23 protein-coding genes are annotated in these 22,145 nt (G+C 59.0%); 15 read left to right on the top strand and 8 right to left on the bottom strand.

Annotated elements, in window-relative coordinates; genetic code table 11:
* Positions 1–4 precede the first annotated feature (4 nt).
* The gene (locus GJU83_RS05835; RefSeq protein ID WP_083231716.1) at positions 5–520 is read right to left on the bottom strand and encodes an SRPBCC family protein; all 516 of its coding nucleotides are present in this window, start codon (positions 518–520) and stop codon (positions 5–7) included.
* A gap of 220 nt (positions 521–740) precedes the next feature.
* Between GJU83_RS05835 and fabA the strand changes: the two genes are divergently transcribed.
* Positions 741–1,250 carry a bifunctional 3-hydroxydecanoyl-ACP dehydratase/trans-2-decenoyl-ACP isomerase gene (fabA, locus tag GJU83_RS05840; RefSeq protein WP_069181834.1) on the top strand — a complete coding sequence of 170 codons (510 nt, stop codon included), beginning with the start codon at positions 741–743 and terminating at the stop codon, positions 1,248–1,250.
* Positions 1,251–1,261: 11 nt separating this feature from the next.
* Complete coding sequence (gene fabB / locus GJU83_RS05845; protein ID WP_069181835.1) at positions 1,262–2,473, top strand: beta-ketoacyl-ACP synthase I; 1,212 nt, start codon at positions 1,262–1,264, stop codon at positions 2,471–2,473.
* A 6-nt stretch (positions 2,474–2,479) separates the two neighbouring features.
* Here the strand turns inward: fabB and GJU83_RS05850 are convergent, their stop codons facing one another.
* On the bottom strand, positions 2,480–2,836 hold the full coding sequence (locus tag GJU83_RS05850; protein WP_014578227.1) for a helix-turn-helix transcriptional regulator: 357 nt from the start codon (positions 2,834–2,836) through the stop codon (positions 2,480–2,482).
* A 158-nt stretch (positions 2,837–2,994) separates the two neighbouring features.
* Between GJU83_RS05850 and trhP the strand changes: the two genes are divergently transcribed.
* The 8 genes from trhP to GJU83_RS05890 all read left to right on the top strand — a co-directional run bounded on the left by trhP (position 2,995) and on the right by GJU83_RS05890 (position 11,247).
* Positions 2,995–4,320, top strand: a complete 1,326-nt coding sequence (gene trhP / locus GJU83_RS05855; RefSeq protein WP_069181836.1) for a prephenate-dependent tRNA uridine(34) hydroxylase TrhP — start codon at positions 2,995–2,997, stop codon at positions 4,318–4,320.
* Between the two features lie 478 nt (positions 4,321–4,798).
* The gene (gene sufB / locus GJU83_RS05860; protein ID WP_069181837.1) at positions 4,799–6,247 is read left to right on the top strand and encodes a Fe-S cluster assembly protein SufB; all 1,449 of its coding nucleotides are present in this window, start codon (positions 4,799–4,801) and stop codon (positions 6,245–6,247) included.
* A gap of 206 nt (positions 6,248–6,453) precedes the next feature.
* A complete protein-coding gene (gene sufC / locus GJU83_RS05865; protein ID WP_069181838.1) occupies positions 6,454–7,227 on the top strand; it encodes a Fe-S cluster assembly ATPase SufC in 774 nt (257 codons plus the stop codon).
* Between the two features lie 12 nt (positions 7,228–7,239).
* On the top strand, positions 7,240–8,526 hold the full coding sequence (gene sufD, locus GJU83_RS05870; RefSeq protein WP_069181839.1) for a Fe-S cluster assembly protein SufD: 1,287 nt from the start codon (positions 7,240–7,242) through the stop codon (positions 8,524–8,526).
* Between the two features lie 6 nt (positions 8,527–8,532).
* Complete coding sequence (locus GJU83_RS05875) at positions 8,533–9,786, top strand: aminotransferase class V-fold PLP-dependent enzyme (protein WP_069181840.1); 1,254 nt, start codon at positions 8,533–8,535, stop codon at positions 9,784–9,786.
* A 13-nt stretch (positions 9,787–9,799) separates the two neighbouring features.
* The gene (locus GJU83_RS05880) at positions 9,800–10,153 is read left to right on the top strand and encodes a HesB/IscA family protein (protein ID WP_069181841.1); all 354 of its coding nucleotides are present in this window, start codon (positions 9,800–9,802) and stop codon (positions 10,151–10,153) included.
* Between the two features lie 80 nt (positions 10,154–10,233).
* A complete protein-coding gene (gene sufT / locus GJU83_RS05885; RefSeq protein ID WP_069181842.1) occupies positions 10,234–10,776 on the top strand; it encodes a putative Fe-S cluster assembly protein SufT in 543 nt (180 codons plus the stop codon).
* Positions 10,777–11,247: a SufE family protein gene (locus tag GJU83_RS05890; RefSeq protein ID WP_069181843.1), complete on the top strand. Its 471-nt coding sequence runs from the start codon at positions 10,777–10,779 to the stop codon at positions 11,245–11,247. It abuts the gene before it with no gap.
* A gap of 12 nt (positions 11,248–11,259) precedes the next feature.
* On the opposite strand, the gene GJU83_RS05895 is transcribed toward GJU83_RS05890, so the two are convergent.
* Positions 11,260–12,465, bottom strand: a complete 1,206-nt coding sequence (locus GJU83_RS05895) for a flagellar assembly protein T N-terminal domain-containing protein (RefSeq protein ID WP_153633928.1) — start codon at positions 12,463–12,465, stop codon at positions 11,260–11,262.
* 18 nt (positions 12,466–12,483) lie between these two features.
* Positions 12,484–13,032, bottom strand: coding sequence for an LPP20 family lipoprotein (locus tag GJU83_RS05900; protein WP_069181845.1), 549 nt, complete (start codon positions 13,030–13,032; stop codon positions 12,484–12,486).
* A 248-nt stretch (positions 13,033–13,280) separates the two neighbouring features.
* Here GJU83_RS05900 and traF point away from each other — a divergent pair, with 248 nt between their 5' ends.
* The 5 genes from traF to trmL all read left to right on the top strand — a co-directional run bounded on the left by traF (position 13,281) and on the right by trmL (position 18,414).
* Positions 13,281–14,582 (top strand): conjugal transfer protein TraF, encoded by a 1,302-nt coding sequence (gene traF / locus GJU83_RS05905; protein ID WP_069181846.1) that lies wholly within the window; start codon positions 13,281–13,283, stop codon positions 14,580–14,582.
* 178 nt (positions 14,583–14,760) lie between these two features.
* The gene (locus tag GJU83_RS05910) at positions 14,761–15,882 is read left to right on the top strand and encodes a tRNA nucleotidyltransferase/poly(A) polymerase-related protein (protein ID WP_069181847.1); all 1,122 of its coding nucleotides are present in this window, start codon (positions 14,761–14,763) and stop codon (positions 15,880–15,882) included.
* Between the two features lie 9 nt (positions 15,883–15,891).
* On the top strand, positions 15,892–16,638 hold the full coding sequence (locus GJU83_RS05915; RefSeq protein ID WP_069181848.1) for a pteridine reductase: 747 nt from the start codon (positions 15,892–15,894) through the stop codon (positions 16,636–16,638).
* A 127-nt stretch (positions 16,639–16,765) separates the two neighbouring features.
* A complete protein-coding gene (locus tag GJU83_RS05920) occupies positions 16,766–17,944 on the top strand; it encodes an acetyl-CoA C-acetyltransferase (RefSeq protein WP_069181849.1) in 1,179 nt (392 codons plus the stop codon).
* Positions 17,945–17,949: 5 nt separating this feature from the next.
* On the top strand, positions 17,950–18,414 hold the full coding sequence (gene trmL / locus GJU83_RS05925; protein WP_069181850.1) for a tRNA (uridine(34)/cytosine(34)/5-carboxymethylaminomethyluridine(34)-2'-O)-methyltransferase TrmL: 465 nt from the start codon (positions 17,950–17,952) through the stop codon (positions 18,412–18,414).
* On the opposite strand, the gene GJU83_RS05930 is transcribed toward trmL, so the two are convergent.
* Genes GJU83_RS05930 through GJU83_RS05945 form a run of 4 tightly spaced genes read right to left on the bottom strand, consistent with a single transcriptional unit; the run spans position 18,372 to position 22,144 of the window.
* Complete coding sequence (locus tag GJU83_RS05930; protein ID WP_069181851.1) at positions 18,372–19,193, bottom strand: heme ABC transporter ATP-binding protein; 822 nt, start codon at positions 19,191–19,193, stop codon at positions 18,372–18,374. The two genes, trmL and GJU83_RS05930, sit on opposite strands and share 43 nt — an antisense overlap.
* On the bottom strand, positions 19,193–20,230 hold the full coding sequence (locus GJU83_RS05935; protein ID WP_069181852.1) for a FecCD family ABC transporter permease: 1,038 nt from the start codon (positions 20,228–20,230) through the stop codon (positions 19,193–19,195). Before GJU83_RS05935 ends, GJU83_RS05930 begins: the two co-directional genes overlap by 1 nt.
* Positions 20,220–21,074: a heme/hemin ABC transporter substrate-binding protein gene (locus tag GJU83_RS05940; protein WP_227514416.1), complete on the bottom strand. Its 855-nt coding sequence runs from the start codon at positions 21,072–21,074 to the stop codon at positions 20,220–20,222. Before GJU83_RS05940 ends, GJU83_RS05935 begins: the two co-directional genes overlap by 11 nt.
* Complete coding sequence (locus tag GJU83_RS05945) at positions 21,071–22,144, bottom strand: hemin-degrading factor (RefSeq protein WP_069181853.1); 1,074 nt, start codon at positions 22,142–22,144, stop codon at positions 21,071–21,073. The genes GJU83_RS05940 and GJU83_RS05945 overlap by 4 nt, the downstream gene beginning before the upstream one ends.
* Position 22,145 lies beyond the last annotated feature (1 nt).

The raw sequence follows: 22,145 nt of genomic DNA on the forward strand, positions 1-22,145 counted from the left end.
CTGGTCAGGCGGCTAACTCCTGCCTGACCAGCAACTCGAACCTTGCCCTCGCCTGGCGAAACCGGCTCGCCGGGAAGTGGATACTGATCCCTTCCAGGGCCGCCAGTAGCATTTCAAGGTGCGCATCCCAGCCCGCGCACGCAATGGGCACCAGTTCATCATCGGGCAGCAGTAATGTCAGCGACAGACGGGTTCCCTCGTCGATGGGCTCAAGCTCCCATACCAACGGCCGCTCGGCGGAATCGCCGGAACTCCAGGAATAGGCCAGGCGACGATTGGGCTGGCAATCCGTCACGCGGCAATCGATCGGCATACCGCTGTGACCGAAATCAAGCTGAACCCGACCGCCCGGCCGGGCGTCGAGTGTGCCAGGAGCCAACCACTCTGCCAGACACACCGAGTCGGTGAGCATTTCCCAGACGCGTTCCGGCAAATGCCCGGTCTCTCTTTCCAGACATACCATGACCCGGTCACCCTTGCGCCGGATCTTGCCTTCGATGGTTTCCTCATACCCGGACATACGATGTCCTCCTCAGTTTCGACTCTCCGGATTTCGCAAAACGGACTCTGGATGATTGTATTCGCGGGCACGTGCATCCACCTTGATGACCATCAAACGGGTGGGAACAGAAGTAAGGCGGGAACTTCAAACGGGCAATCATCCACTAAAGGTCAATAGCTCCTCGTGAAATTCGAGCTAAAGTATGAGGAAATCATTTTGTAACAGAGACACTGGCACTATGAACCCGGATCATTTTGATAAAGAAGACCTGATCAAATGCGGCCATGGCGAGCTCTTCCCTGGCTCCATGCGTCTGCCCATCAACGAGATGCTGATGTTCGACCGCGTCACGCATATCGCAGACGACGACGGCCTCTACGGCAAGGGCAGCCTGGTAGCGGAGCTCGACATCAATCCGGACCTGTGGTTTTTCAAGGTACACTTCGTTGATGATCCCGTAATGCCCGGTTGTCTTGGCCTGGATGCCATGTGGCAGCTGGTTGGCTTCTTCCTGGCCTGGGGTGGCGGTGAAGGCAAGGGGCGCGCACTGGGCGCCGGCGAAGTGAAGTTTACCGGCCAGGTGCTGCCCACAGCCAAGAAGGTCACTTACCACCTGGATCTGAAGCGTGTGATCAGGCGCAAGCTGACCATGGCAATCGCTGACGGCCGGATGGAAGTAGACGGCCGGGAAATCTACACAGCCAAAGACCTGCGGGTTGGCATGTTCACTTCGACCGATGATTTTTAGGAGTTAACAGGATGCGTCGTGTTGTAATCACCGGTATGGGCATCGTTTCCAGCCTTGGTACCAACCAGAAGGAAGTCGCCCAGTCCCTCAAGGAATCCCGTTCCGGCATAGGCTTCAGCGAAGAAGCCCGGGATAACGGTCTGCGCAGCCACATCTGCGGCCAGATCAACCTGAACCTACCGGAATTGATTGACCGTAAACTGTGGCGCTTCATGTGCCCGGCTTCCGGCTATACCTACCTGGCCATGCGCGAGGCTATCGAACAGGCCGGGCTGACCGACGAACACATCAAGGCCGATACCACCGGCATTATCTTCGGTCAGGGTGGCGCGTCGACGGTTGAGCTGCTGGATTCCATCGACACACATCGCGACCGCGGCATCCGCCGTGTTGGCCCTTATCGCGTGCCGCGCACCATGGGCAGCGCGATCAACGCGTCACTGGCAACCGGGTTTGGTATTCGCGGCATTAACTACGGCATTACCTCTGCCTGCGCCACCAGCGCGCATTCCATCGGCCATGCCGCCGACCTGATTGCGCTCGGACGCCAGGATGTGATGTTTGCCGGCGGCGGTGAGGATATCCATTGGACCCTGAGCCTGCTGTTTGATGCCATGGGTGCTCTGTCGACGAAATACAACGACACGCCCGAGCTGGCTTCACGCACCTATGACGCAAACCGGGATGGCTTTGTCATCTCTGGAGGCGGCGGCGTGCTGGCACTTGAGGCCCTGGAACACGCCGAGGCCCGTGGCGCAAATATCCTGGCGGAACTGGTCGGCTTTGGTGCCACCTCAGACGGCGCGGATATGGTCGCCCCGAGTGGCGAAGGCGCAGTGCGGTGCATGAAGCAGGCCATGAAAAACCTGGATGGCGAAATCAGCTACATCAATACCCACGGCACCAGCACACCGGCCGGTGATGTAACCGAGCTGAAAGCGCTGAAGGAAACATTTGGCGACAAGATTCCGCCGCTGAGCTCTACGAAGCCCCTGTGTGGTCACGCCCTGGGTGCCGCCGGCGTGCACGAAGCCATTTACAGCCTGATCATGCAGCGTGAAGGTTTCATTGCGCCGTCTGCCAACATCCAGACACTCGACGAAGGCGCAGAAGGTTATCCAATTGTCCGTGAGCGCATGGACAACCAGAACCTCGACCTGGTGATGAGCAACAGCTTTGGCTTTGGCGGTACCAACGCCACGCTGGTGTTCAAGAAAGTCTGAGCCTGATCAGGAAAGCCTTACAGAGCGGTATTCAGCCGGGGATGTCCCCATCCAGCGCTTGAAAGCCCGGCTGAATGCGCTCAACTCCGAAAACCCGAGCTGCTCGGCAATTTCCACCAGCGGCTTGGTCCTATCCTGCATATAAGTCAGCGCCTGCCGACGCCGAACATCTTCAAGCAGACGTGCGAATGTCAGCCCTTCACGCTTCAGTTTCTTGTGCAGCGTGTAACGGCTCATATGCAGCTGCGACGCCACGACTTCCACACCAACCTTGCCACGGGCAAGCTGAACACTGATCAGGGAACTGACCCTGACACTCAGCGAAGCCCGCGCCACCTCTGGCGTCAGAGGCTTTGATGCCATCTGGAACTCCTCCTTTGCAACGCATCGGCTCGAAATACCGGAACCGTGAGCGTACACATGTTAGCCGAAAACAATCAATACGACCTTTGAGCAGGATCAAGGGAACATCCGACCGCATACGGAATAATGCCCCGCTTTCAGAATCCCCCGGAGCCACTATGAACACCCCGGAACTGCTCGCCCCCGCGGGCACCCCCGAACACCTGGAAACGGCCTTTGCCTACGGCGCCGACGCGGTCTACGCAGGCCAGCCACGCTACTCGCTGAGAGTAAGAAACAACAGTTTCAAAGACGTTGCAGCCCTGGGCGCCGGCATTGAACGGGCCCACGAACTGGGCAAACAGTTCTACCTTGTCTCCAACATAGCACCTCACAACGACAAGGTGCGCTCCTACCTCAGGGATCTGGAACCGGTACTGGAGCAAAAACCCGATGCCCTGATCATGTCGGATCCCGGCCTGATCATGCTGGTGCGGGAAAAATGGCCAGACCAGCCTATCCATCTCTCGGTACAGGCCAACGCGGTGAACTGGGCTACCGTAGAATTCTGGCGCCGACAGGGCATCAGCCGGGTCATCCTCTCCCGGGAACTGGCACTGAATGAGATTCGCGAGATCCGCGATCGGGTGCCGGAAATGGAACTGGAAGTCTTCGTGCACGGCGCCCTGTGCATGGCCTATTCGGGCCGCTGCTTGCTCTCGGGTTACATGAATCACCGGGACGCCAACCAGGGCGCCTGCACCAACGCCTGCCGCTGGAATTACAAACAGGTACAGCACGGCCACGACCAGACCGGCGACCTGATTGCCACCTGTGGCAGCAGCGACGTACAGGAAATGACGCCGAAAGAAATCCTGCTGGAAGAACCCAACCGCCCGGGCAGCTTCATTCCCGCCTACGAGGATGAGCACGGCACCTACATCATGAACTCAAAGGATTTGAGAGCCGTTCAGCACGTCGCCGAACTGGCAAAGATGGGCGTCCACTCCCTGAAAATCGAGGGCCGCACAAAAAGTACCTACTACGTGGCCCGCACCACCCAGGTCTACCGCCGCGCCATCGACGAGGCGATGCAGGGCAAGCCCTTCGACATGAACCTGATGGACGAACTGGAAGCCCTCTCCAACCGCGGCTACACCGAAGGCTTCCTCCGCCGCCACATGCCCCGCGAGTACCAGACCTACGAACAGGGCTCCTCATTCCTCGGCACCCAGCAGGTGGTTGGAACCATCACCGATACCGACGACCAATGGCTGACCATTGATGTGAAAAACAAATTCGCCCCGGGCGATCACCTCGAACTGATCAGCCCGGCCGGCAACATCCAGTTTTCCGCCAGCATCATGGAAAACCGAAACGGCCAGGCCATGGACTACGCCCCAGGCAGCGGGCATATCGTTCGTATTCCGAAACCGGCTGATCTTCCAGAAACTCTGGAGCACAGCTACCTAACCAGAATCTTGCCCTCGGCGCATAGCAATTAGTCTGAGGAGGGGTGAGCGGGAAGCCTCCCCAGACTGTGTGTTGCCAGGGATGGCAACACCAAGCCCCCATGGATGGGTTCACGGCGTGTCTGGGGAGGCTTCCCGCTCACCCCGCCCTGCACTCACCTCAAAAACCTCAGTCCTACAAGAACCAGGCTATCAGCCTCATTACCACCCCCTTAGTGCCCCATAGGCCGATTAAGGTATAATCACCCCACGCACAAATTAATACCTGACTATTTTACTCTGGTATTGTATAATCGCTCGCCAGAAGCGATGGATCCAGGCTGCTTTTTTGCTCAGTTACCGGCGACAGCATGGGCAATCCGTCATCCAAAAAGCGATTGCAGGGCGTACTCACAGGACGAGCGACCACTGCAACACACAAACTGATGATATCCGATCGGCAACCCATCCTTGAGGCTGCCGGCGACACCAAGGGCGAAAGCCCGCGATGAGAGAATACGGAGCGACGATCATGGCGACCACCGACCAAGAGGTGAACGAGCTGATCAAACGGGAATACGAGCACGGATTCGTGACAGACATCGAATCCGACACGTTCGAGCCCGGCCTGAATGAAGACGTTATCGCCCGCCTGTCCGGCATCAAGAAAGAGCCGGAGTGGATGCTGGAGTGGCGTCTGAAAGCCTACCGTCGCTGGCTCGAGATGGAAGAGCCGGACTGGGCCCACGTGGGCTACCCGAAAATCGACTACAACTCGATTTCCTACTATTCCGCGCCCAAGCGCAAGGAAGACATGCCCCAGAGTCTGGATGAAGTGGATCCGGAACTGCTGAAAACCTACGAGAAGCTGGGCATTCCCCTGCACGAGCGCGAAAAGCTCGCGGGCGTGGCGGTAGACGCGGTGTTCGATTCCGTCTCCGTGGCAACCACCTTCAAGGAACCGCTTGCCAAGGCCGGTGTGATTTTCTGCTCCATTTCCGAAGCGATTCGCGATTACCCGGAACTGGTACAGAAATACCTCGGCTCGGTTGTCCCCCATGGCGACAACTTCTTCGCCGGGCTCAACTCAGCGGTCTTCTCTGACGGCACCTTCGTTTACGTGCCCAAAGGCGTTCGCTGCCCTATGGAGCTGTCCACCTATTTCCGCATCAACGCGGCCAACACCGGTCAGTTCGAGCGCACCCTGATCATCGCCGACGAAGGCAGCTACGTGAGCTACCTTGAAGGCTGCACCGCACCCATGCGGGATGAAAACCAGCTGCACGCGGCAGTTGTCGAGCTGGTGGCCCTGGACGACGCCCAGATCAAGTACTCAACCGTACAGAACTGGTACCCGGGCGACGAGGAAGGCAAAGGCGGCATCTTCAACTTCGTTACCAAGCGTGGCGCTGCCATCGGCAAGAATTCCAAGATTTCCTGGACCCAGGTCGAAACCGGCTCCGCGGTTACCTGGAAGTACCCCAGCTGCGTCCTGCGTGGCGAGAACAGTGTTGGCGAGTTCTACTCCGTGGCCCTGACCAACAACTTCCAGCAGGCCGACACCGGCACCAAGATGATTCACCTGGGCAAGAACACCTCCAGCACGATCATCTCCAAGGGTATCTCCGCCGGGAAGAGCTCTAACGCCTACCGTGGACTGGTTAAATTCGGTCCCGGCGCGGAAGGCGCGCGCAACTTCACCCAGTGCGATTCGCTGCTGATCGGCGACCGCTGCGGCGCGCACACCTTCCCGTACATCGAGAGCAAGAACAAGTCGGCCATCGTCGAGCACGAGGCGACCACTTCGAAGGTGAGCGACGAGCAGATGTTCCTTTGCCGCCAGCGCGGCATCGACCCGGAACAGGCAGTCTCCATGATCGTGAACGGCTTCTGTAAGGAAGTCTTCAAGGAGCTGCCCATGGAGTTCGCGGTCGAGGCCGGCAAGCTGCTCGAGGTCAGCCTCGAAGGGTCCGTTGGTTAAACGTCTATGCCCCGCTGGCCTCGGGGAGGTCAGCAAGCGGGGGAGCTTTCCGGGATACGCTGTGAATACGTCCCTGTACGCTCGACAAAATCATCCATGATTTTGACGATCCCGGAAAGCTCCCCCGCCCACTGCCCCGAACATTTTACGGGCACCGAAAGGGTCTAAATTTACAGACAGAATTTCAGAATAGAGAGAAGCCACAAATGCTGAGCATCAAGAACCTGCACGCATCCGTTGAGGGCAAAGAAATCCTCAAGGGCATCAACCTGGAAATCAAGGCCGGGGAAGTTCACGCCATCATGGGCCCGAACGGTTCTGGCAAGAGTACCCTGTCGCAGGTGCTTGCAGGCAACGAGGCATTTGAAGTCACCGAGGGTGAGATCAGCCTGAACGGTGAAAACCTGCTTGAACTTGAAACCGAAGAGCGCGCCCGTGAAGGCATCTTTCTGGCATTCCAGTACCCGGTGGAAATCCCCGGGGTAAGCAACCTGCAGTTCCTGCGTACCGCCGTGAACGCCATGCGTCAGCACAAGGGCCAGGACGAGATGAACGCGGCCGAGTTCATGAAGCTCGCCAAAGAGATTTCCAAACAGGTGGATCTGGATCCCTCATTCCTCAAGCGGGGTGTCAACGAAGGCTTCTCCGGTGGCGAGAAGAAGCGTAACGAGATCCTTCAGGCTCTGCTGCTGCAGCCGAAGCTGGCAATTCTCGACGAGACCGATTCTGGCCTTGATATCGACGCCCTGAAGGTTGTTTCTGACGGCGTAAACGCTCTGCGCGCTGAAGACCGCGCCATCCTGATGGTGACCCACTACCAGCGTCTGCTGAACCACATCGTGCCGGATTACGTGCACGTGCTGGCCGGCGGCAAGATCATCAAATCCGGTGGCCGCGAGCTGGCCCTGGAGCTGGAAGAACGCGGCTACGGCTGGCTGGGCATCAAGGATGAAGAAACTGCCGACAGTTCAGCCAATTAAGGAGGTCGCGGAATGAAACCAGCACCCACGCTTTCCACCGCGTTCCTGCATCCGGCCGGTCAGTCACTGCCGGAGCCGCTGCTCGCCCTGCGCAAGCAACGGGGTACCGCGTTGGTCGACATGCCGTTGCCAACCCGGAAAACCGAAAACTGGAAGTACTCCAGCAAGTACCTGAAGCTGACCGACGAGATGGCTATTTCGCTGCCGGCGGAAGGCAAGACCGGCAGCAGTCTGGCAGTGCCCGGTTACAAGGTCGCGTTTCTCAATGGCGTGATGATGCCTGAGGCCTGTGAATACCCGGACCTGGACGGCATCAGCATCCAGAGTTTCGGTGATCTGAGCGACGAGGAGGCCAGTGATCTGGCGGACCGTCTGGACAGCACCCTGGACAACAGAGCCGTCCAGATGGCGCGGCTGAACTCCGCCCGTTTTGAAGACGGTCTGCTGATTCGCCTGAAGCCGGACGCTGTGCTCGACCAGCCGCTGTTCATCGTTCACGAAGTCACAGCTGAGGCCAGCGGTTCGGCCTTCCCGCGTATTTTCGTAGACGCCGGCCGTCACAGCCAGATTACGCTCGTAGAGGAATATATCTCCAGCGGCTCGGCCCCAGTCATGGTTAACACCGTTACCGAGTTCAACGTCGCAGAGGGCGCCAACATCACCAGCATTCGCCTCAACATGGAAGGCGAGAATGTCCAGCACATTGGCTCTACCGGTGTCGTGCAGCAACGCAGCTCCCGGTTCGAGAGCCACACGGTCGGTTTTGGCGGCCCGCTGCGCCGGCACGATCTGCAGGTTCGGCTGGAAGGCGAAGGCGCCGAGTGCAAGCTTAACGGCGTGGTTGTTACCCAGGGCAAACAGCATTACGACAACCACACCACCATTGAGCATGTGGCTGCGCACTGCAACAGCGAGGAAACCTATCGCAATATTGCAGCAGATCAGTCCCATGCCGTGTTCAATGGCCGGATTCATATCCATCAGGACGCCCAGAAGTCCAATGCGGATATGAACAACAAGAACCTGCTGCTGTCCAACGGGGCGGAAATCGATACCAAGCCGGAACTCGAAATCTACGCCGACGACGTAAAGTGTGCCCATGGCGCAACCATCGGCCAGCTGGATGAGACCTCGCTGTTCTACCTGGTTTCACGAGGCATCGGACGGCGTGAGGCGAACGTTCTGCTCACCATGGCCTTTATTAATGAGCTGGTGGAGCAGATTCCGGTTGAAGCAGTGCGGGAAACGGTCCAGGGCCGGCTGAACCACTTCTTCGAACAGACATTCCAGGAGGCGTAAGCGGTTATGACCGATCTGTCCGTGGCAAGCACAGCCAAGCGCACCACCTTTGATGTGGAAGCCGTTCGCCGGGATTTCCCGATCCTGTCTCAGCAGGTGAACGGCAAGCCCCTGGTGTATCTGGATAATGGTGCCTCGGCCCAGAAGCCTGAGGCCGTGCTGAACGCCATGGATCGGTATTACCGTGAGATGCACTCCAACGTCCATCGTGGCGCCCATACCCTCGGAGACCGGGCGACAGCTGCTTTCGAAGGTGCCCGTGAGACGGTTCGCAGTTTTTTGAATGCTGAAAGCACCCGGGAGATCATCTGGACCCGTGGTACCACCGAGGCCATCAACCTCGTTGCCAACGGCCTGGCTCCTCGCCTGAAGGCCGGAGACGAGATTCTGGTGAGCCACATGGAGCACCACGCCAACATTGTGCCCTGGCAGATGATTGCCGAACGCACGGGTGCAAAAGTGGTTCCTGTTCAGGTAACCCCGGACGGCGAGCTGGATCTCGAATCCTTCTCCAGCCTTCTCAATGAAAAAACCCGGGTACTGGCAATCACCCATGTTTCCAACGTGCTTGGCACCGTAAACCCCGTGGCAGCGCTGATTGAACAGGCAAAAGCGCACGGCATTATTACCCTGGTGGACGGCGCCCAGGCAGTACCCCATTACCAGCCGGATGTGCAGGCACTGGGCTGCGACTTTTACGTGTTCTCATCGCACAAGCTGTTTGGCCCCACCGGTATTGGCGTGCTTTACGGCAAGGCCCAGTTGCTGGAGGAAATACCTCCCTACCAGGGCGGCGGCGAGATGATCGAGCGGGTGTCCTTCGAGCGGACCACCTGGAACACCCTGCCCTACAAATTCGAGGCCGGCACGCCGGCCATTGCCGAGGCGGTGGGCTTGGGCGCAGCCATCGACTACCTGAACGGTCTGGACCGTGCTGGCATGGAAGCGGCCGAGGCCGCCCTGCTAGAGCGCGCCAACCAGCTGGTGGAAACCGTGCCCGGCATGGAGATCATCGGCACCGCCAAACAAAAAGTGCCGGTCATGTCCTTTAAAATTGCCGGTTTGCACCCCAGTGATATAGGCACGCTGCTGGATCAGCAGGGCATTGCGATCCGCACCGGCCACCATTGCGCCATGCCGCTGATGGATTTCTATGGAGTTCCCGGTACAGCCCGGGCCTCATTCGCGTTCTACAATACACTGGACGAGGTGGATACATTGTTTACCGCCCTGCAGAAAGTCCAGCGTCTGTTTGCCTGATGGAGGTGGAATCATGACAGCCGAAGTCTTCACCCCGACCGTTGCCGTCACCATGACGCCGAGCGCCGTAAAACACGTGCGCAAACAGCTTGAGAAAAAGCCGGAAGCCAGGGGCATCCGGCTGGCCATCAAGAAGAGTGGCTGTTCCGGCTTCAAATACGAAACCCAGTGGGTGGAAGAGGCCTCCGCTGACGACAAGGTGTTCCACATCGATGGTGTCGATGTCTTCGTGAAAGAGGAGCACCTGCCTCTGGTGAACGGCATCGAAATTGATTTTGTCACCGAGGGCGTGAACTCCATGTTCCAGTTCCGCAATCCGAACGCCACCGCGGAATGCGGCTGCGGCGAGAGCTTTACCGTAGCGTAATCCCTCACTGAACGTGTAGGTCGGATTAGCCTAGCGTAATCCGACACCAGAGATTTAAGAAAAGCGAGGCCAGAACAGGCATGCAAGAAAGGGAAGTGGTCCTGACCAAACGCGAGGTGGAAGCCCGCCTTGTTCCTTCCGGAACCGAAATCATGATTCCGTCGGACACCTTTGTGACCATCACACAGTCACTGGGCGGTACCTTTACCGTTGCCGTGAATGGCAATCTCGCCCGCATTGAAGGCCACAATGCCGATGCCCTCGGCAAAAAGCCCCTGGAAAGCAGCTTCGAAACTCCCGAAGACGGCACCGTCAACGAAAACCAGGTCTGGGAAGCCATGCGAAACTGCTACGATCCGGAAATTCCGGTAAACGTGGTGGATCTTGGCTTGATTTACGAGTGCAAGATTGAAAATGGCACCGAAGACGGCAACCACGTCTACGTCCTGATGACTCTGACGGCCGCCGGTTGCGGCATGGGCCCGGTGATTACCGAGGATGTGAAAACCAAGCTCGAGCACGTGCCCAACGTGGACAAAGTCACCGTTGAGCTGACTTTCGATCCGCCCTGGAGCAACGACATGCTCACCGACGAAGCCAAACTCGAACTGGGAATGCTGTAAATGACTGCCAGTGAACAGGACTTTCTGAACAACCCCCTTGGCAAAGACACCACCCTGGAAGACGTTCTGGATGGCTTCGAGCTTCTGGACGACTGGGAAGAGCGCTACGCTTTCATCATCGATCTGGGCAAACAGCTTCCTGCCTTCCCGGAGGAATCCCGGGTAGAGGAAAACTATGTTCACGGCTGCCAGAGCCAGGTCTGGCTGATCCACCACTTCGACGAAGACAGCGGCCGGCTTTACCTCTTGATTGATTCAGACGCCATGATTGTACGCGGGCTGGCCGCCATCATTCTGGTTGCCCTGAACGGCAAAACCCCTAGGGACCTGCTGGCAACCGACATCGATGAGTTGTTCGAGCAACTGGACCTGTTCCGCCATATTTCGCCGACCCGGGGCAACGGCCTTCGGGCCATGGTCGGGAAAATCCGGGATATTGCGGCTGCAGAGGCGGCCGGCGCCAGCAACTGATACCTACCCGCCTTACCAGATAATCGCGATATCATCTCTCTGGATGTTCAAGATGCCGCCGAGCTGCGGCATCGTGCCCCGACTGAAATGGGGCTGAACGCTATCAAGAGTGACGGTGACCTCGGCGTCATGTAGCTCCGGAGAATCTTCAGGAGCATCCAGATAGCGCTTGCTCCGGTAAAGCTTCAACTCGTCGCCCGGCCTGAGCCCGGCGGTAGCCCCCGATTCCAGCGTCACCCCGTGGCCGTCCACCCGCGCAATCCGGGTAATAAAGGGCTGACACGCCAACGCCTCAGTCACGGCGGCCGCCATTTCCCCGATTAAACCGTTCACTGCCTGTCCATAGGCGGTCTTCTGGAAGCCCGCTGAACCAAATCCGGCAGAACTTCCCGGACCGGCATCCCACTGGGCTGCTGTTGCAAACCTCTGCCGGTAGACAGGCGCACCGCTGAATCCGTCAAATATAATCAGATCAGCCGCGAACCGACGGCGTTGATCCACCACGCCAATGCCCCGTTGCATCCTGTCCAGCACAGAAGTGCCCCAGGCCGACGGGTCTGCCACACCCAGATCCCGAATAACCCCGGTCACCACGAACTGCACACCCATTTCACGGGCCAGCTCGAGTACGTTGCTTAATCGATTGTCGTTCTGCTGAACCGTCGGTGCGTTCAGCAGGTCGGTAAACATTCTTGAAGTGGTCGCGCCGAAAACCTGCAGACCGCCCTGGGCCACCAAACGCTGTTGCAGCTGTTGCGGCAAGATCTCGCCGGCATCGTCAATTCGCCCTACCCTGGCCTGGTCCGGATACAGCATCGGGAAGCCGGTCACCGCGACCCGCTTTTTCAGCCGGCCGGCATTGCCCGCGCCGCACTGACTGCGACTCTCGCTGATATCTCCACGAACAATCACCCGTAACAGGTTACCACTCTGGTACTCATCAATTATCCGCACGTTCCGGGCTCTGGCGCTTGAGGCCAGATCCATCCGGGATTCGGTGATAACGCCATTTTTCATGGTGTCGTGCGTGCTTACCCGGGCCTCATACTGGAGCGAGAGGTCCCGGATCGCCGCCTTGCGGGCTTCGGCCCGGGCGGCTTCCAGATTTCCGTTGTGGATATTGGCGTGACCAACACCTTCAAGGACAACAGCGTGGGCACCCGAGACCAGAACAAGGGCGAGAATCCCGAATACAGCCAGTGACAGCAAGCGTTTCATAGCTTTCAGTACTCTCGATCAATCAAGGTAATACAGGGAATCCACGCCCTTGCTCTGCACATCGCCCACGCTGTCATTCTCCTGCGGCATGGGGATCGGGCAGAGATCCTGCACCTGATCATCAGCCACCTCGGCGACACAGGCCCGGAAACGGGGCTCAAGTTTCAGTTCCATCACGGTCTCGAACACGCCGTCGCTGTGCTCGTTCACGGCGACCAGCTTCGCTCCCCGAATGTAACTGTCGACGTAGGTTCTGAACATATCATTGCGCAAGACAAAATCGTTCACGGTGGAACTGCCGTATACGACGGTACCGTATACGCGTTCCACGAGATTGCGGTATGCATCCAGCTGGGACGCTCGCCGGGCCATCAGGCGTTTGCGGGTATCCGAACGGTCGGCCGCAACATCCTCATAGGTCCCCAGACCGCTCACCCGCACCGTTATCGGCTCAAGCATCGTATCCTGGCGGGGCTGGCTGCCGTTATCCCCCTGGTGGCTGCCAATCGGCGCACAGGCTGCAACCGTTGTCGCCAACAGAAGCATGAGTATCCAGCGAAGATTCATTGCGTGTCTCCAGAAAACATCATTTCCGCTTGCCCATGAAAGAATTACGCCAGTTTTTCTAAACCACTGATATTTCGATTAACAACGTCCATTCCTCTCATTCTGCAATCCCCAAGCGGCAAAAAACTGCCTCCGTTTACACATCAAAAACAAACCGTTACCCCATGCGTCATGCGCTGGAAAACGTTCTGCATTAACCTTTCTAGTACGTCATATCTATTTTGCTTTTTTACACGACAGGATTCTTCATGACCGGACATCGTCTGACCAAACTTTCTGTGGCCATCGGCCTATCCATTGCCACCTCATCAACACTGGCCAGCCCCCAGTCTTTTATGTCTGCGCGCTCTTTCGCCATGGGCGGCACAGGGGTGGCGGTTGCAACACCTTCTACAGCGCCCTCGGACAACCCCGCAATGATGGCTGCGGATCACCACAGCTGGCAGGATGATTTCGGGCTGATGCTGCCCTCGGTGAACGCCCGGGCAGCCGATGAAGAAGAAACAGTTGATCAGGTAGACGATATTCAGGATGTGATCACGGATCTGGAATCGCTCGTTTCCGGCTTTGATCCGAATAACGACAACCCGGACGCTATACAGGCTGGAGCGGCGGACCTCAGCAATCGCCTGACCGAATTCGACAGGGACACCATGAGAGTGAACGCAGGTCTTGGATTGGCTCTGGCTGTGCCCGGACAATCCCTTTCTGTTGGCGTATTCACCAATGGTAATCTGACGGCGACGGTTCGTGGTGATGTCTCTGACCAGGATATTACCGCCCTCGACAACATTGCCAATGCCGCATCGGCCCAGGACGTGCAAATTGCCGTCGACCAGATCAGCACGAATGGCAACCTGGATCTGACATCGCAGGGACAGATACTTGCATCCGCCGTCGGGGAAGTGGGCATCAGCTTTGCCCGCTCCTTTGAGCTGCAGAATGGCAACAGCTTCCAGCTGGGCCTTTCACCGAAATACGTTGAACTGCGCACGTTCCAGTACACCGAGTCGGTTTCCGGTTTCGAAGATGACGAATTCGATGACGACCAGTATCAGACCGAAAAGAGTGGGTTCAACGTGGACGTTGGTGCAGCCTACAGCTTCGGTGACTCCAATCAGTGGAACACAGGTATTTTTGTTAAAAACCTGATCCCCATGGAACTGGACTCCGCCGCCAGCCGGCCGCTGCTGGGAGAGGAAGTTCGTACACTGAAGCTCGACCCGATGGTTACAGCTGGCATTGCTCACAAGAGCGAATACCATGTAGTTACTGCAGAAATTGACCTGACCAAGAAGGAAGCCTTTGGCTTCGAGGACGACACCCAGTGGGCAGCCCTCGGCGCCGAATTCGATGCCTTCCGTTACGCGCAGCTTCGGTTTGGCGTTCGCCACAACATGGCCAGCAACGATGACAACGACGGCATTGAAGAGAAAACCCAGTTCACCGCCGGTCTTGGCCTGAACATTGTTGGCGTCCGCCTTGATCTCGGCGCCCTCTACAGCGATGCGGATGTGGGCGCAGCCCTGGAGCTTGGCACCGCGTTCTGATCAAAAACTGAAAGAGGAAGCAGATGAAGGTTTGATCTGCCTCCAACTTCCGATTAAAGCCCGCCCATGGCTATCACGGGCGGGCTTTTTTATGGCCTGTCGTGTTACAGGTTTGCCTGCCCTGCCCTGGAACCGGATAATCCACCGACACACTCCCCCGAAAGGAATCAGACATTCCATGCAGGCCTATCTGGTTGGCGGTGCCGTTCGTGACGAATTACTCGGCCTTGAGGTCAAGGACCGGGACTGGGTGGTGGTCGGCGCGACACCAAAGGAAATGCTTGCCAAGGGGTTCAAACAGGTGGGCGCGGACTTTCCGGTCTTTCTGCACCCCCGCACCCGGGAAGAATATGCCCTGGCTCGCACCGAACGCAAAGAGGGGCGCGGCTACCACGGTTTTACTGTTTATAGCGCACCGGATGTCACCCTCGAGCAGGACTTGCGGCGACGGGATCTGACCATCAATGCGATAGCCAAAACCGAAGACGGCGCCTTGGTGGACCCCTTCAAGGGCCGAAGCGATATAAAAGATCGCAAGCTCCGCCATGTCTCGGAAGCCTTCGCCGAAGACCCCCTGAGAATTCTTCGCACCGCCCGGTTCGCAGCCCGCTTTCAGCCACTTGGATTCAGCGTGTGCGATCAGACCATGGGCCTGATGAAGCAAATGGTGGCTAGCGGAGAAGTGGATCACCTGGTTCCGGAACGGGTCTGGCAGGAATTTCAGCGGGCACTGCATGAAAAGGCGCCCCGGGCCTTTTTCGACGTTCTCCGGGACTGCGGGGCCCTGGAGGTACTCATTCCGGAACTGGCACCCGAAAAGGTGTTTCAACTTGCGATCGCGGCGCTTGGCTGTGTCCAGAACCAATCTGACGCCCAGACGGAAGAACGCTTTGCCGCCCTGCTTTCCCCCCTGGATGACTCTGCAGCCGTGGCACGAGCCAAGGCACTGAAAGCCCCAAATGATTGCCAGAACCTGGCGCGACTGGTTACAGCCTTCAAGCCACAAATCAGGAACATCGATGCTCAGCACCCTGAAGCCGAAGCCTTGCTGGACCTGCTGGACCAGGCGGACTTCTGGCGCCGCCCGGAACGTTTTTCGCAACTGATGAACGTGCTCGAATGCGCCCTTCCCGGCGAGTCGGGCCCACTGAACCTGCTTCGAACCGCCTCTGGGGCCGCTACCGGTGTTGACCCAAAAACTCTCCTCGCCCGGGGCTACAAAGGCAAGGAGCTGGGCAGCGCAATCCGGACTGAGCGCCTGAAACGTATCGGCGATGCCATCGCCCCGACCAACCACTGAGGAGTCACCATGCCGTCCACAACACCCGTTGCCCTGGTCACCGGCGCAGCCCACCGTCTTGGCGCACAGACGGCCCGGACACTTCACGAAAGAGGCTGGAACCTGGTGATTCACTATCGGAGCCGTGAAGAGCAGGCGAACTCACTGATTGCGCAGATGAACCGCCAGAGGCCAGACTCCGCCTGTGCTCTTCAGGCGGATCTGAGCCAGACAGCCGAGATAGCCCGGTTGGCCCGTGATGCCGTCGAACACTTGGGCCGACTGGACGCGTTGGTGAACAATGCATCGGTGTTCTACCCCACCCCGACCGGGGACGCCACCGAAGACGACTGGGACACCATCCTGAATACCAATCTCAGAGCCCCTTTCTTTCTGGTGCAGGCGTGTCTTGCTGAACTGCGTCAAAATCGAGGCTGTGTGGTGAACATGATCGATATCTACAGCGAAAGACCTATCGACGACCACCCGTTGTACTGCGCCAGCAAAGCCGGCCTCGCCGCCCTGACACGCTCCTGGGCGAAAGACCTGGCACCGGACGTGCGGGTGAACGGTGTATCACCGGGCGCAATCCTCTGGCCCGAGGGCGAGGCCGAAATGGACGAGACCGCGCAGCAGGCGATTCTCCAGAAGACCCCACTGGCCCGCACAGGGAATCCTGATGATATTGCCCATACCATCGCATTCCTGGTCTGCGATGCGCCTTTCATCACCGGTCAGGTTATCGCCGTGGATGGTGGCCGAAGCCTGAACATGTAATCCAGACAGTGGCCTCCAAGGCTGCCCACTTTGGCCGGGCGAAGCTTTCCGGATACAATGCCGGCAGATTTCAATCCTGCACGCGCCGGACCTAATTCCCCGCGTGCCTCTGATCCGGAGATTTCCCATGCGTGATGTCGTTATTGTTGCCGCCCGCCGTACTGCTATCGGAACCTTTGGCGGAGGTCTCTCCAGCCTGAGCGCAGACCAGCTGGGAACCGCTGTGATCAAGGCAATCCTTGAAGAAACCGGCGTCGCCGGCGACCAGATCAACGAAGTGGTGCTCGGCCAGGTGCTGACCGCCGGTTGCGGCCAGAACCCGGCTCGCCAGTCTGCCATCAACGCCGGCATTCCTGCCTCCGTACCCGCAATGACCATCAACAAGGTCTGCGGTTCCGGCCTGAAGGCCGTGCATATGGCGGTACAGGCGATTCGCTGCGGCGACGCCGAACTGATGATTGCCGGCGGCCAGGAAAGCATGAGCCAGGCGCCGCACGTGTTGCCTAACAGCCGCAACGGCCAGCGTATGGGCAACTGGTCCATGGTGGATACCATGATCAAGGACGGCCTTTGGGATGCCTTCAACGATTACCATATGGGCATTACCGCCGAGAACATCGTCGAGAAATACGGTATCAGCCGTGACGAACAGGACGAGTTTGCTGCAGCGTCCCAGCAGAAAGCCGCAGCAGCCCGCAATGCCGGCTACTTCGATGGCCAGATTGTTCCGGTCTCCATCCCCCAGCGCAAAGGTGACCCGATCGTGGTAGACCGCGATGAAGGGCCGCGCGATGGCGTGACCGCCGAGAGCCTGGGTAACCTGCGTGCAGCGTTCAAGAAGGACGGCACGGTGACCGCCGGCAACGCCTCCTCCCTGAACGATGGCGCCGCCGCCGTGATGGTCTGCAGTGCCGAAAAGGCAAAAGAGCTGGGACTGACTCCGATTGCCACCATCAAGGCCCATGCCAACGCCGGCGTGGACCCGACAATCATGGGCACCGGCCCGATCCCTGCCAGCCAGCGCTGCCTGAAACTCGCAGGCTGGAGCGTGGATGACCTGGACCTGGTGGAAGCCAACGAAGCCTTTGCCGCCCAGGCCATTTCCGTCAATCGCGACATGGGCTGGGATACCAGCAAGGTAAACGTGAATGGCGGCGCCATTGCCCTGGGCCATCCCATCGGCGCCTCCGGCTGTCGTATCCTGGTCTCCCTGCTGCATGAAATGGTTCGCCGCGACGCTCACAAAGGTCTGGCCACACTGTGCATCGGTGGCGGCATGGGCGTTGCCCTGGCTGTCGAGCGCTAAGCTTCATGCTCCACGTGGTGCTGTACGAGCCGGAGATACCGCCGAATACCGGCAATATTATCCGGCTGTGCGCCAACACCGGTTGTCAGCTGCATCTGATTGAACCGCTGGGTTTTAACCTGGAAGACAAGCAGATGCGGCGGGCCGGGCTGGATTACAGCGAATACGCGTCGGTAAGGATTCACCGGAATTACCGGGACTTTCTCGCCAGCGAGCGACCGCAACGCCTGTTCGGCCTGACCACCAAAGGCAGCACTCACTACCATCAGGTGCAGTATCAGGAAGGCGACTACCTGATGTTCGGCCCGGAAACCCGTGGCCTCCCTGCTGAGGTTCGCGAAGGCCTGCAGCCCGAGCATCGCCTGCGGGTTCCCATGCAGCCGGAGAGCCGCAGCCTGAACCTTTCCAACACCGCGGCCCTGGTGGTTTACGAGGCCTGGCGGCAACTGGGATTCCAGGGCGCGGTGTAGGTGCCCGAGAGCCCGCTGCGCCGTGGCACCACCATCGGGTAGCCCTCCTCAAGCTCCACAACCCGTGCGGCAAAGCCGTAAACCGTTTCAAGCAGGTCAGGCGTGAGCACTTCCCACGCAGAGCCCTCCTGAACAAGATGGCCCGCCTTCATCAACAGCAGCCGATCTGCAAACTGGGCCGCCAGATTCAGATCGTGGACAACCGCCAGAACCGCCACACCCTCTTCTTTGGCCAGACGTCGGACCAGATCCAGCACCAATTGCTGATGGGCCGGGTCCAGGGCGGAGGTGCATTCGTCCAGCAACAACAACCGGTCGCCCGGGCTGTCGATGATCTGGGCCAGCACCCGTGCCAGCTGCAACCGCTGCTGCTCACCTCCGGACAGGCCCGGGACGAGCCGATGCCTCAGGTGAGCAATATCCAGTTCGTTCAGCAACCGATCCACCGCCGGATCACTGCCACGCCGGGCCGCTCCGGGGCGCCCCAGCTGCACCACCTCCTCGACCGTTAGCGGGAAATTCACCTCCACCCGCTGGGGCATGACGGCGCGTTGACGGGCCAACCGCTCCGGGCGCCAATACCCGAGTTCCCGCCCGGAAAGCATCACCTTGCCGATGTAGGGCAGATCGCCGCTGATGGCCTTGAGCAAGGTCGACTTGCCGGCGCCGTTCGGGCCCAGGAGCATCAACAGCTCCCCTGCAGCCAACTGACAATCCATGCCGTGGACAATCCGTGATCGCTCAACGGATATTTGGACATTGTTTACGCAGAGAACCATCAGATAACCTTTGTTCTCAACAGAAGCGCCAGGAAGAAGGGGCCGCCGATCAGCGCCATCATCAGGCCAATGGGAAGTTCCGCCGGCGCTACAACCACCCTTGCCAGGGAATCCGCCGCCACCAGAAGTGTGCCGCCCACAAGGGCACTGAGGGGTAACACCACCCGATGACTGGCACCAAGTAACTGGCGAACCAGGTGGGGCACCACCAGCCCGACAAACCCGATCAGCCCACTGACCGCAACGGCCGCTCCAACACCCAGACCTACAACCAGAATGGCGACTTTCTTGACGGTATCGGTGCGATAGCCCAGGTGCCCGACCACGGATTCGCCGAGCAAAAACGCATCCAATGGACGGGCCAGAAGCGGAGCAGCCAATAACGCCAACAGCATGAACGGAGCCCCAACCAGCAAGTCATCCCAGCCGGCATGACCGAGACTGCCCATGGTCCAGAACGTCAGCGAACGCAGCTCCTCGTCATTGGCATAGAAAGCCAGCAATCCGGTGGCGGCGCCTGCTACGGCGTTAATTGCGATCCCCGCCAGTAGCAGAGTTGCCACGGAGGTCTGGCCCGAGCGGTTGGCAATGCGCCAGGCCAGCAACACCGTACCGCTGCCCCCAAGAAACGCGGCGATGGGTAAGGCCCATTCACCGGTCATGGCCAGCCAACCGCCAAGCCAGGTATTACCCAGCACGATCACCGCAATGGCCGCCAGGGAAGCGCCGGCGGAGACCCCGATCAGCCCCGGGTCGGCCAGAGGGTTGCGAAACAGTCCCTGCAGCAGGGCCCCAGAGACTGCCAGCACCGCTCCAACCAGAAAGCCGAGCAAAAATCTCGGCATCCGTACTTCCAGCAGCACCATCGAAGCCACCGGATCGCTCGCTTCCCGACCGGTGATCACGCTCAAGATATCGGTGAATGCCAGTGGATAGGCGCCACTGGTAACGGACACCAGAGCAACGAGCACGGCGGCCAGTAACCCGACCACCAGTGACGGCGTAAAACCGAACCGGCCCGCGGCGTCACGAATCATTGGCTGACACGTTCGAGGATGCCGGCAATACTTCGTTTACCGCAGCCATGGCATCGGGCAGCCTCGGGCCAAACCCCAGCAACAGCATTCCGTCTGCTACCAGCCGGTGCCCGCTCTGCCAGGCGTCGAGACGCTCTACCTCCGGCCAGGAACCGATGGCAAACTGGCCCGGCGTAGACTCGGCAATCACAATGGCATCCGGTTGGGAAGCCAGGACGGCCTCCCGATTGACCGGCTTATAGCCCTTCAGGCCGGACACCGCATTGTCCGCGCCAACGGTATCCAGCAGTGCTGAAGCAGCGGTTTCTTCGCCCGCCAGCATCACCGAGTGATTGCCAGCCGCAAGAATGAACAGCACCTTCGGCCGGCTTCCCCGGGATTGCGATGCCTGCTGGATACGGTTGATCTGCAACCGGAGCTCGGAGGCCAGGGTCTGTGCCCGCTCCTGTTGGCCCAGCAATTCACCCACGGTAACAATGCGCTCCAACGCAGCATCCGGTGTTCTTGCCGACGACAGTTTCTCGACCTGAACACCCGCCCTGGCCAGTCGCTCCAGGTTTTCTTCCGGAGCGGCCTGCTCGGAGGTAATCAGCAGATCGGGCTTGAGTGCGAGCACCCCTTCAAAAGGTAACGCCCGCAGGTAGCCAATTTTGGGCAACGAGTCGGTCTGTTCCGGATAACCGCTGGTGGTGTCCACGCCTACCAGCAACGACTCCAGGCCCAGTCGGTACACAATCTCGGTAATTGCTCCGTCAGCCGTCACAACCCGCGGCGAATCCCCCGCCTGGGCGGACGACGCGAACGCAGTAGCCAACAGGAACCACCCAAGAACCCTCGATATCATGACAAAGCCTCCAGGGTCGCCGCCTGCTCCCGCCAGAGTTCGGATTCCGGAGTGCCGGGCTTGCGCTCACCAAACACGGTCAATACCAGCTCACCGTCGGCGTTAAAGGCCTCTACTGAGGTGATAATCCCGTCTGCAGAGGGGCGGCGGACCAGCCACCAGCGCCGGATTGCTTCGGTGTTGGCATGGAGGTTGAAGCCGCTGTCCAGAACGTTCATCCAGGGACCAGTGCGGCGCAGATTGGCCACCTTGCCCGTGAATATCTGCACGATGCCGGGATTGCCGACGAAGAACATCGCCGGGCACTGATTATCCCGAAGCAGCTCCAGTAGCCGGTCCAGCACGTTGCCATCGTTACGCTCAAGCTCGGTCGCCCATTCGCCTCTCAGGAGTTCCAGCGCCGTCAAACGATCGGTACCCGCCCGTTTCAAAAGCGCACCAAAATGATGGACATCCTTGAGTTCCCGCCAGCCCTCTCGGAGAACCTCTGTGTTGACGGCTTCTGGTGCTACCCGTTGAGGAACCGGGCGCGTGCCCTGAGACTTGAACGGCCTCAGCTCTTGATCGGCGAAGGAATGGACCAGACGCTCCCATGCCTCGCCATCCGTATCGGCAACCCGGTAGATCTTGTGGACCGCAGCGCCGTACTGATCAAAGAACTGCAGACTCTCCCTTGACCCGGAACGAACCTGTTCCTGCACCTGGTAGCCATAGGCCCAGTGTTTGAAAAAGACCCGGATATCGATCTCGCCGACGGCCAGCCCCATGGCCCCGGACCTGCCGCTGGTGAAATCCTTGAAGGTGCCGGTAACCTCATGAACCACCTCGTTGTTGCGGCTCAGAATCATGACCGGCCCGACGCTTTCAATGGCCTTGAGAAGATCCCCGAAACTGTTCTTGAGAGGAATCAGGGCGTCGCCGCCACGCAGCCGAACCAGCTCCATCTCGCTGACGCCCAGCTTATCGGCCATCTGGCGGATCCTCATGTTTGGCTCTGCTTTTTGCAGTGTCCGCCAGCGCGCTGCGAGCGATCCGGTTGCCGTGCCTGTTGCCATCGCTGTCTGTTGCATG

The sequence above is a fragment of the Marinobacter salsuginis genome (genome assembly GCF_009617755.1).
GTDB lineage: Bacteria > Pseudomonadota > Gammaproteobacteria > Pseudomonadales > Oleiphilaceae > Marinobacter > Marinobacter salsuginis.

What these genes read in the sequence shown, in the direction of transcription:
- GJU83_RS05880 (WP_069181841.1), top strand. Translation starts at nt 9,800, where the DNA reads ATGACAGCCGAAGTCTTCACCCCGACCGTTGCCGTCACCATGACGCCG.
- trhP (WP_069181836.1), top strand. Translation starts at nt 2,995, where the DNA reads ATGAACACCCCGGAACTGCTCGCCCCCGCGGGCACCCCCGAACACCTG.
- sufC (WP_069181838.1), top strand. Translation starts at nt 6,454, where the DNA reads ATGCTGAGCATCAAGAACCTGCACGCATCCGTTGAGGGCAAAGAAATC.
- GJU83_RS05850 (WP_014578227.1), bottom strand. Translation starts at nt 2,836, where the DNA reads ATGGCATCAAAGCCTCTGACGCCAGAGGTGGCGCGGGCTTCGCTGAGT.
- sufD (WP_069181839.1), top strand. Translation starts at nt 7,240, where the DNA reads ATGAAACCAGCACCCACGCTTTCCACCGCGTTCCTGCATCCGGCCGGT.
- trmL (WP_069181850.1), top strand. Translation starts at nt 17,950, where the DNA reads ATGCTCCACGTGGTGCTGTACGAGCCGGAGATACCGCCGAATACCGGC.
- GJU83_RS05940 (WP_227514416.1), bottom strand. Translation starts at nt 21,074, where the DNA reads ATGATATCGAGGGTTCTTGGGTGGTTCCTGTTGGCTACTGCGTTCGCG.
- sufB (WP_069181837.1), top strand. Translation starts at nt 4,799, where the DNA reads ATGGCGACCACCGACCAAGAGGTGAACGAGCTGATCAAACGGGAATAC.
- sufT (WP_069181842.1), top strand. Translation starts at nt 10,234, where the DNA reads ATGCAAGAAAGGGAAGTGGTCCTGACCAAACGCGAGGTGGAAGCCCGC.
- GJU83_RS05875 (WP_069181840.1), top strand. Translation starts at nt 8,533, where the DNA reads ATGACCGATCTGTCCGTGGCAAGCACAGCCAAGCGCACCACCTTTGAT.
- GJU83_RS05890 (WP_069181843.1), top strand. Translation starts at nt 10,777, where the DNA reads ATGACTGCCAGTGAACAGGACTTTCTGAACAACCCCCTTGGCAAAGAC.
- GJU83_RS05835 (WP_083231716.1), bottom strand. Translation starts at nt 520, where the DNA reads ATGTCCGGGTATGAGGAAACCATCGAAGGCAAGATCCGGCGCAAGGGT.
- GJU83_RS05915 (WP_069181848.1), top strand. Translation starts at nt 15,892, where the DNA reads ATGCCGTCCACAACACCCGTTGCCCTGGTCACCGGCGCAGCCCACCGT.
- traF (WP_069181846.1), top strand. Translation starts at nt 13,281, where the DNA reads ATGACCGGACATCGTCTGACCAAACTTTCTGTGGCCATCGGCCTATCC.
- GJU83_RS05935 (WP_069181852.1), bottom strand. Translation starts at nt 20,230, where the DNA reads ATGATTCGTGACGCCGCGGGCCGGTTCGGTTTTACGCCGTCACTGGTG.
- fabB (WP_069181835.1), top strand. Translation starts at nt 1,262, where the DNA reads ATGCGTCGTGTTGTAATCACCGGTATGGGCATCGTTTCCAGCCTTGGT.
- fabA (WP_069181834.1), top strand. Translation starts at nt 741, where the DNA reads ATGAACCCGGATCATTTTGATAAAGAAGACCTGATCAAATGCGGCCAT.
- GJU83_RS05945 (WP_069181853.1), bottom strand. Translation starts at nt 22,144, where the DNA reads ATGCAACAGACAGCGATGGCAACAGGCACGGCAACCGGATCGCTCGCA.
- GJU83_RS05900 (WP_069181845.1), bottom strand. Translation starts at nt 13,032, where the DNA reads ATGAATCTTCGCTGGATACTCATGCTTCTGTTGGCGACAACGGTTGCA.
- GJU83_RS05910 (WP_069181847.1), top strand. Translation starts at nt 14,761, where the DNA reads ATGCAGGCCTATCTGGTTGGCGGTGCCGTTCGTGACGAATTACTCGGC.
- GJU83_RS05920 (WP_069181849.1), top strand. Translation starts at nt 16,766, where the DNA reads ATGCGTGATGTCGTTATTGTTGCCGCCCGCCGTACTGCTATCGGAACC.
- GJU83_RS05895 (WP_153633928.1), bottom strand. Translation starts at nt 12,465, where the DNA reads ATGAAACGCTTGCTGTCACTGGCTGTATTCGGGATTCTCGCCCTTGTT.
- GJU83_RS05930 (WP_069181851.1), bottom strand. Translation starts at nt 19,193, where the DNA reads ATGGTTCTCTGCGTAAACAATGTCCAAATATCCGTTGAGCGATCACGG.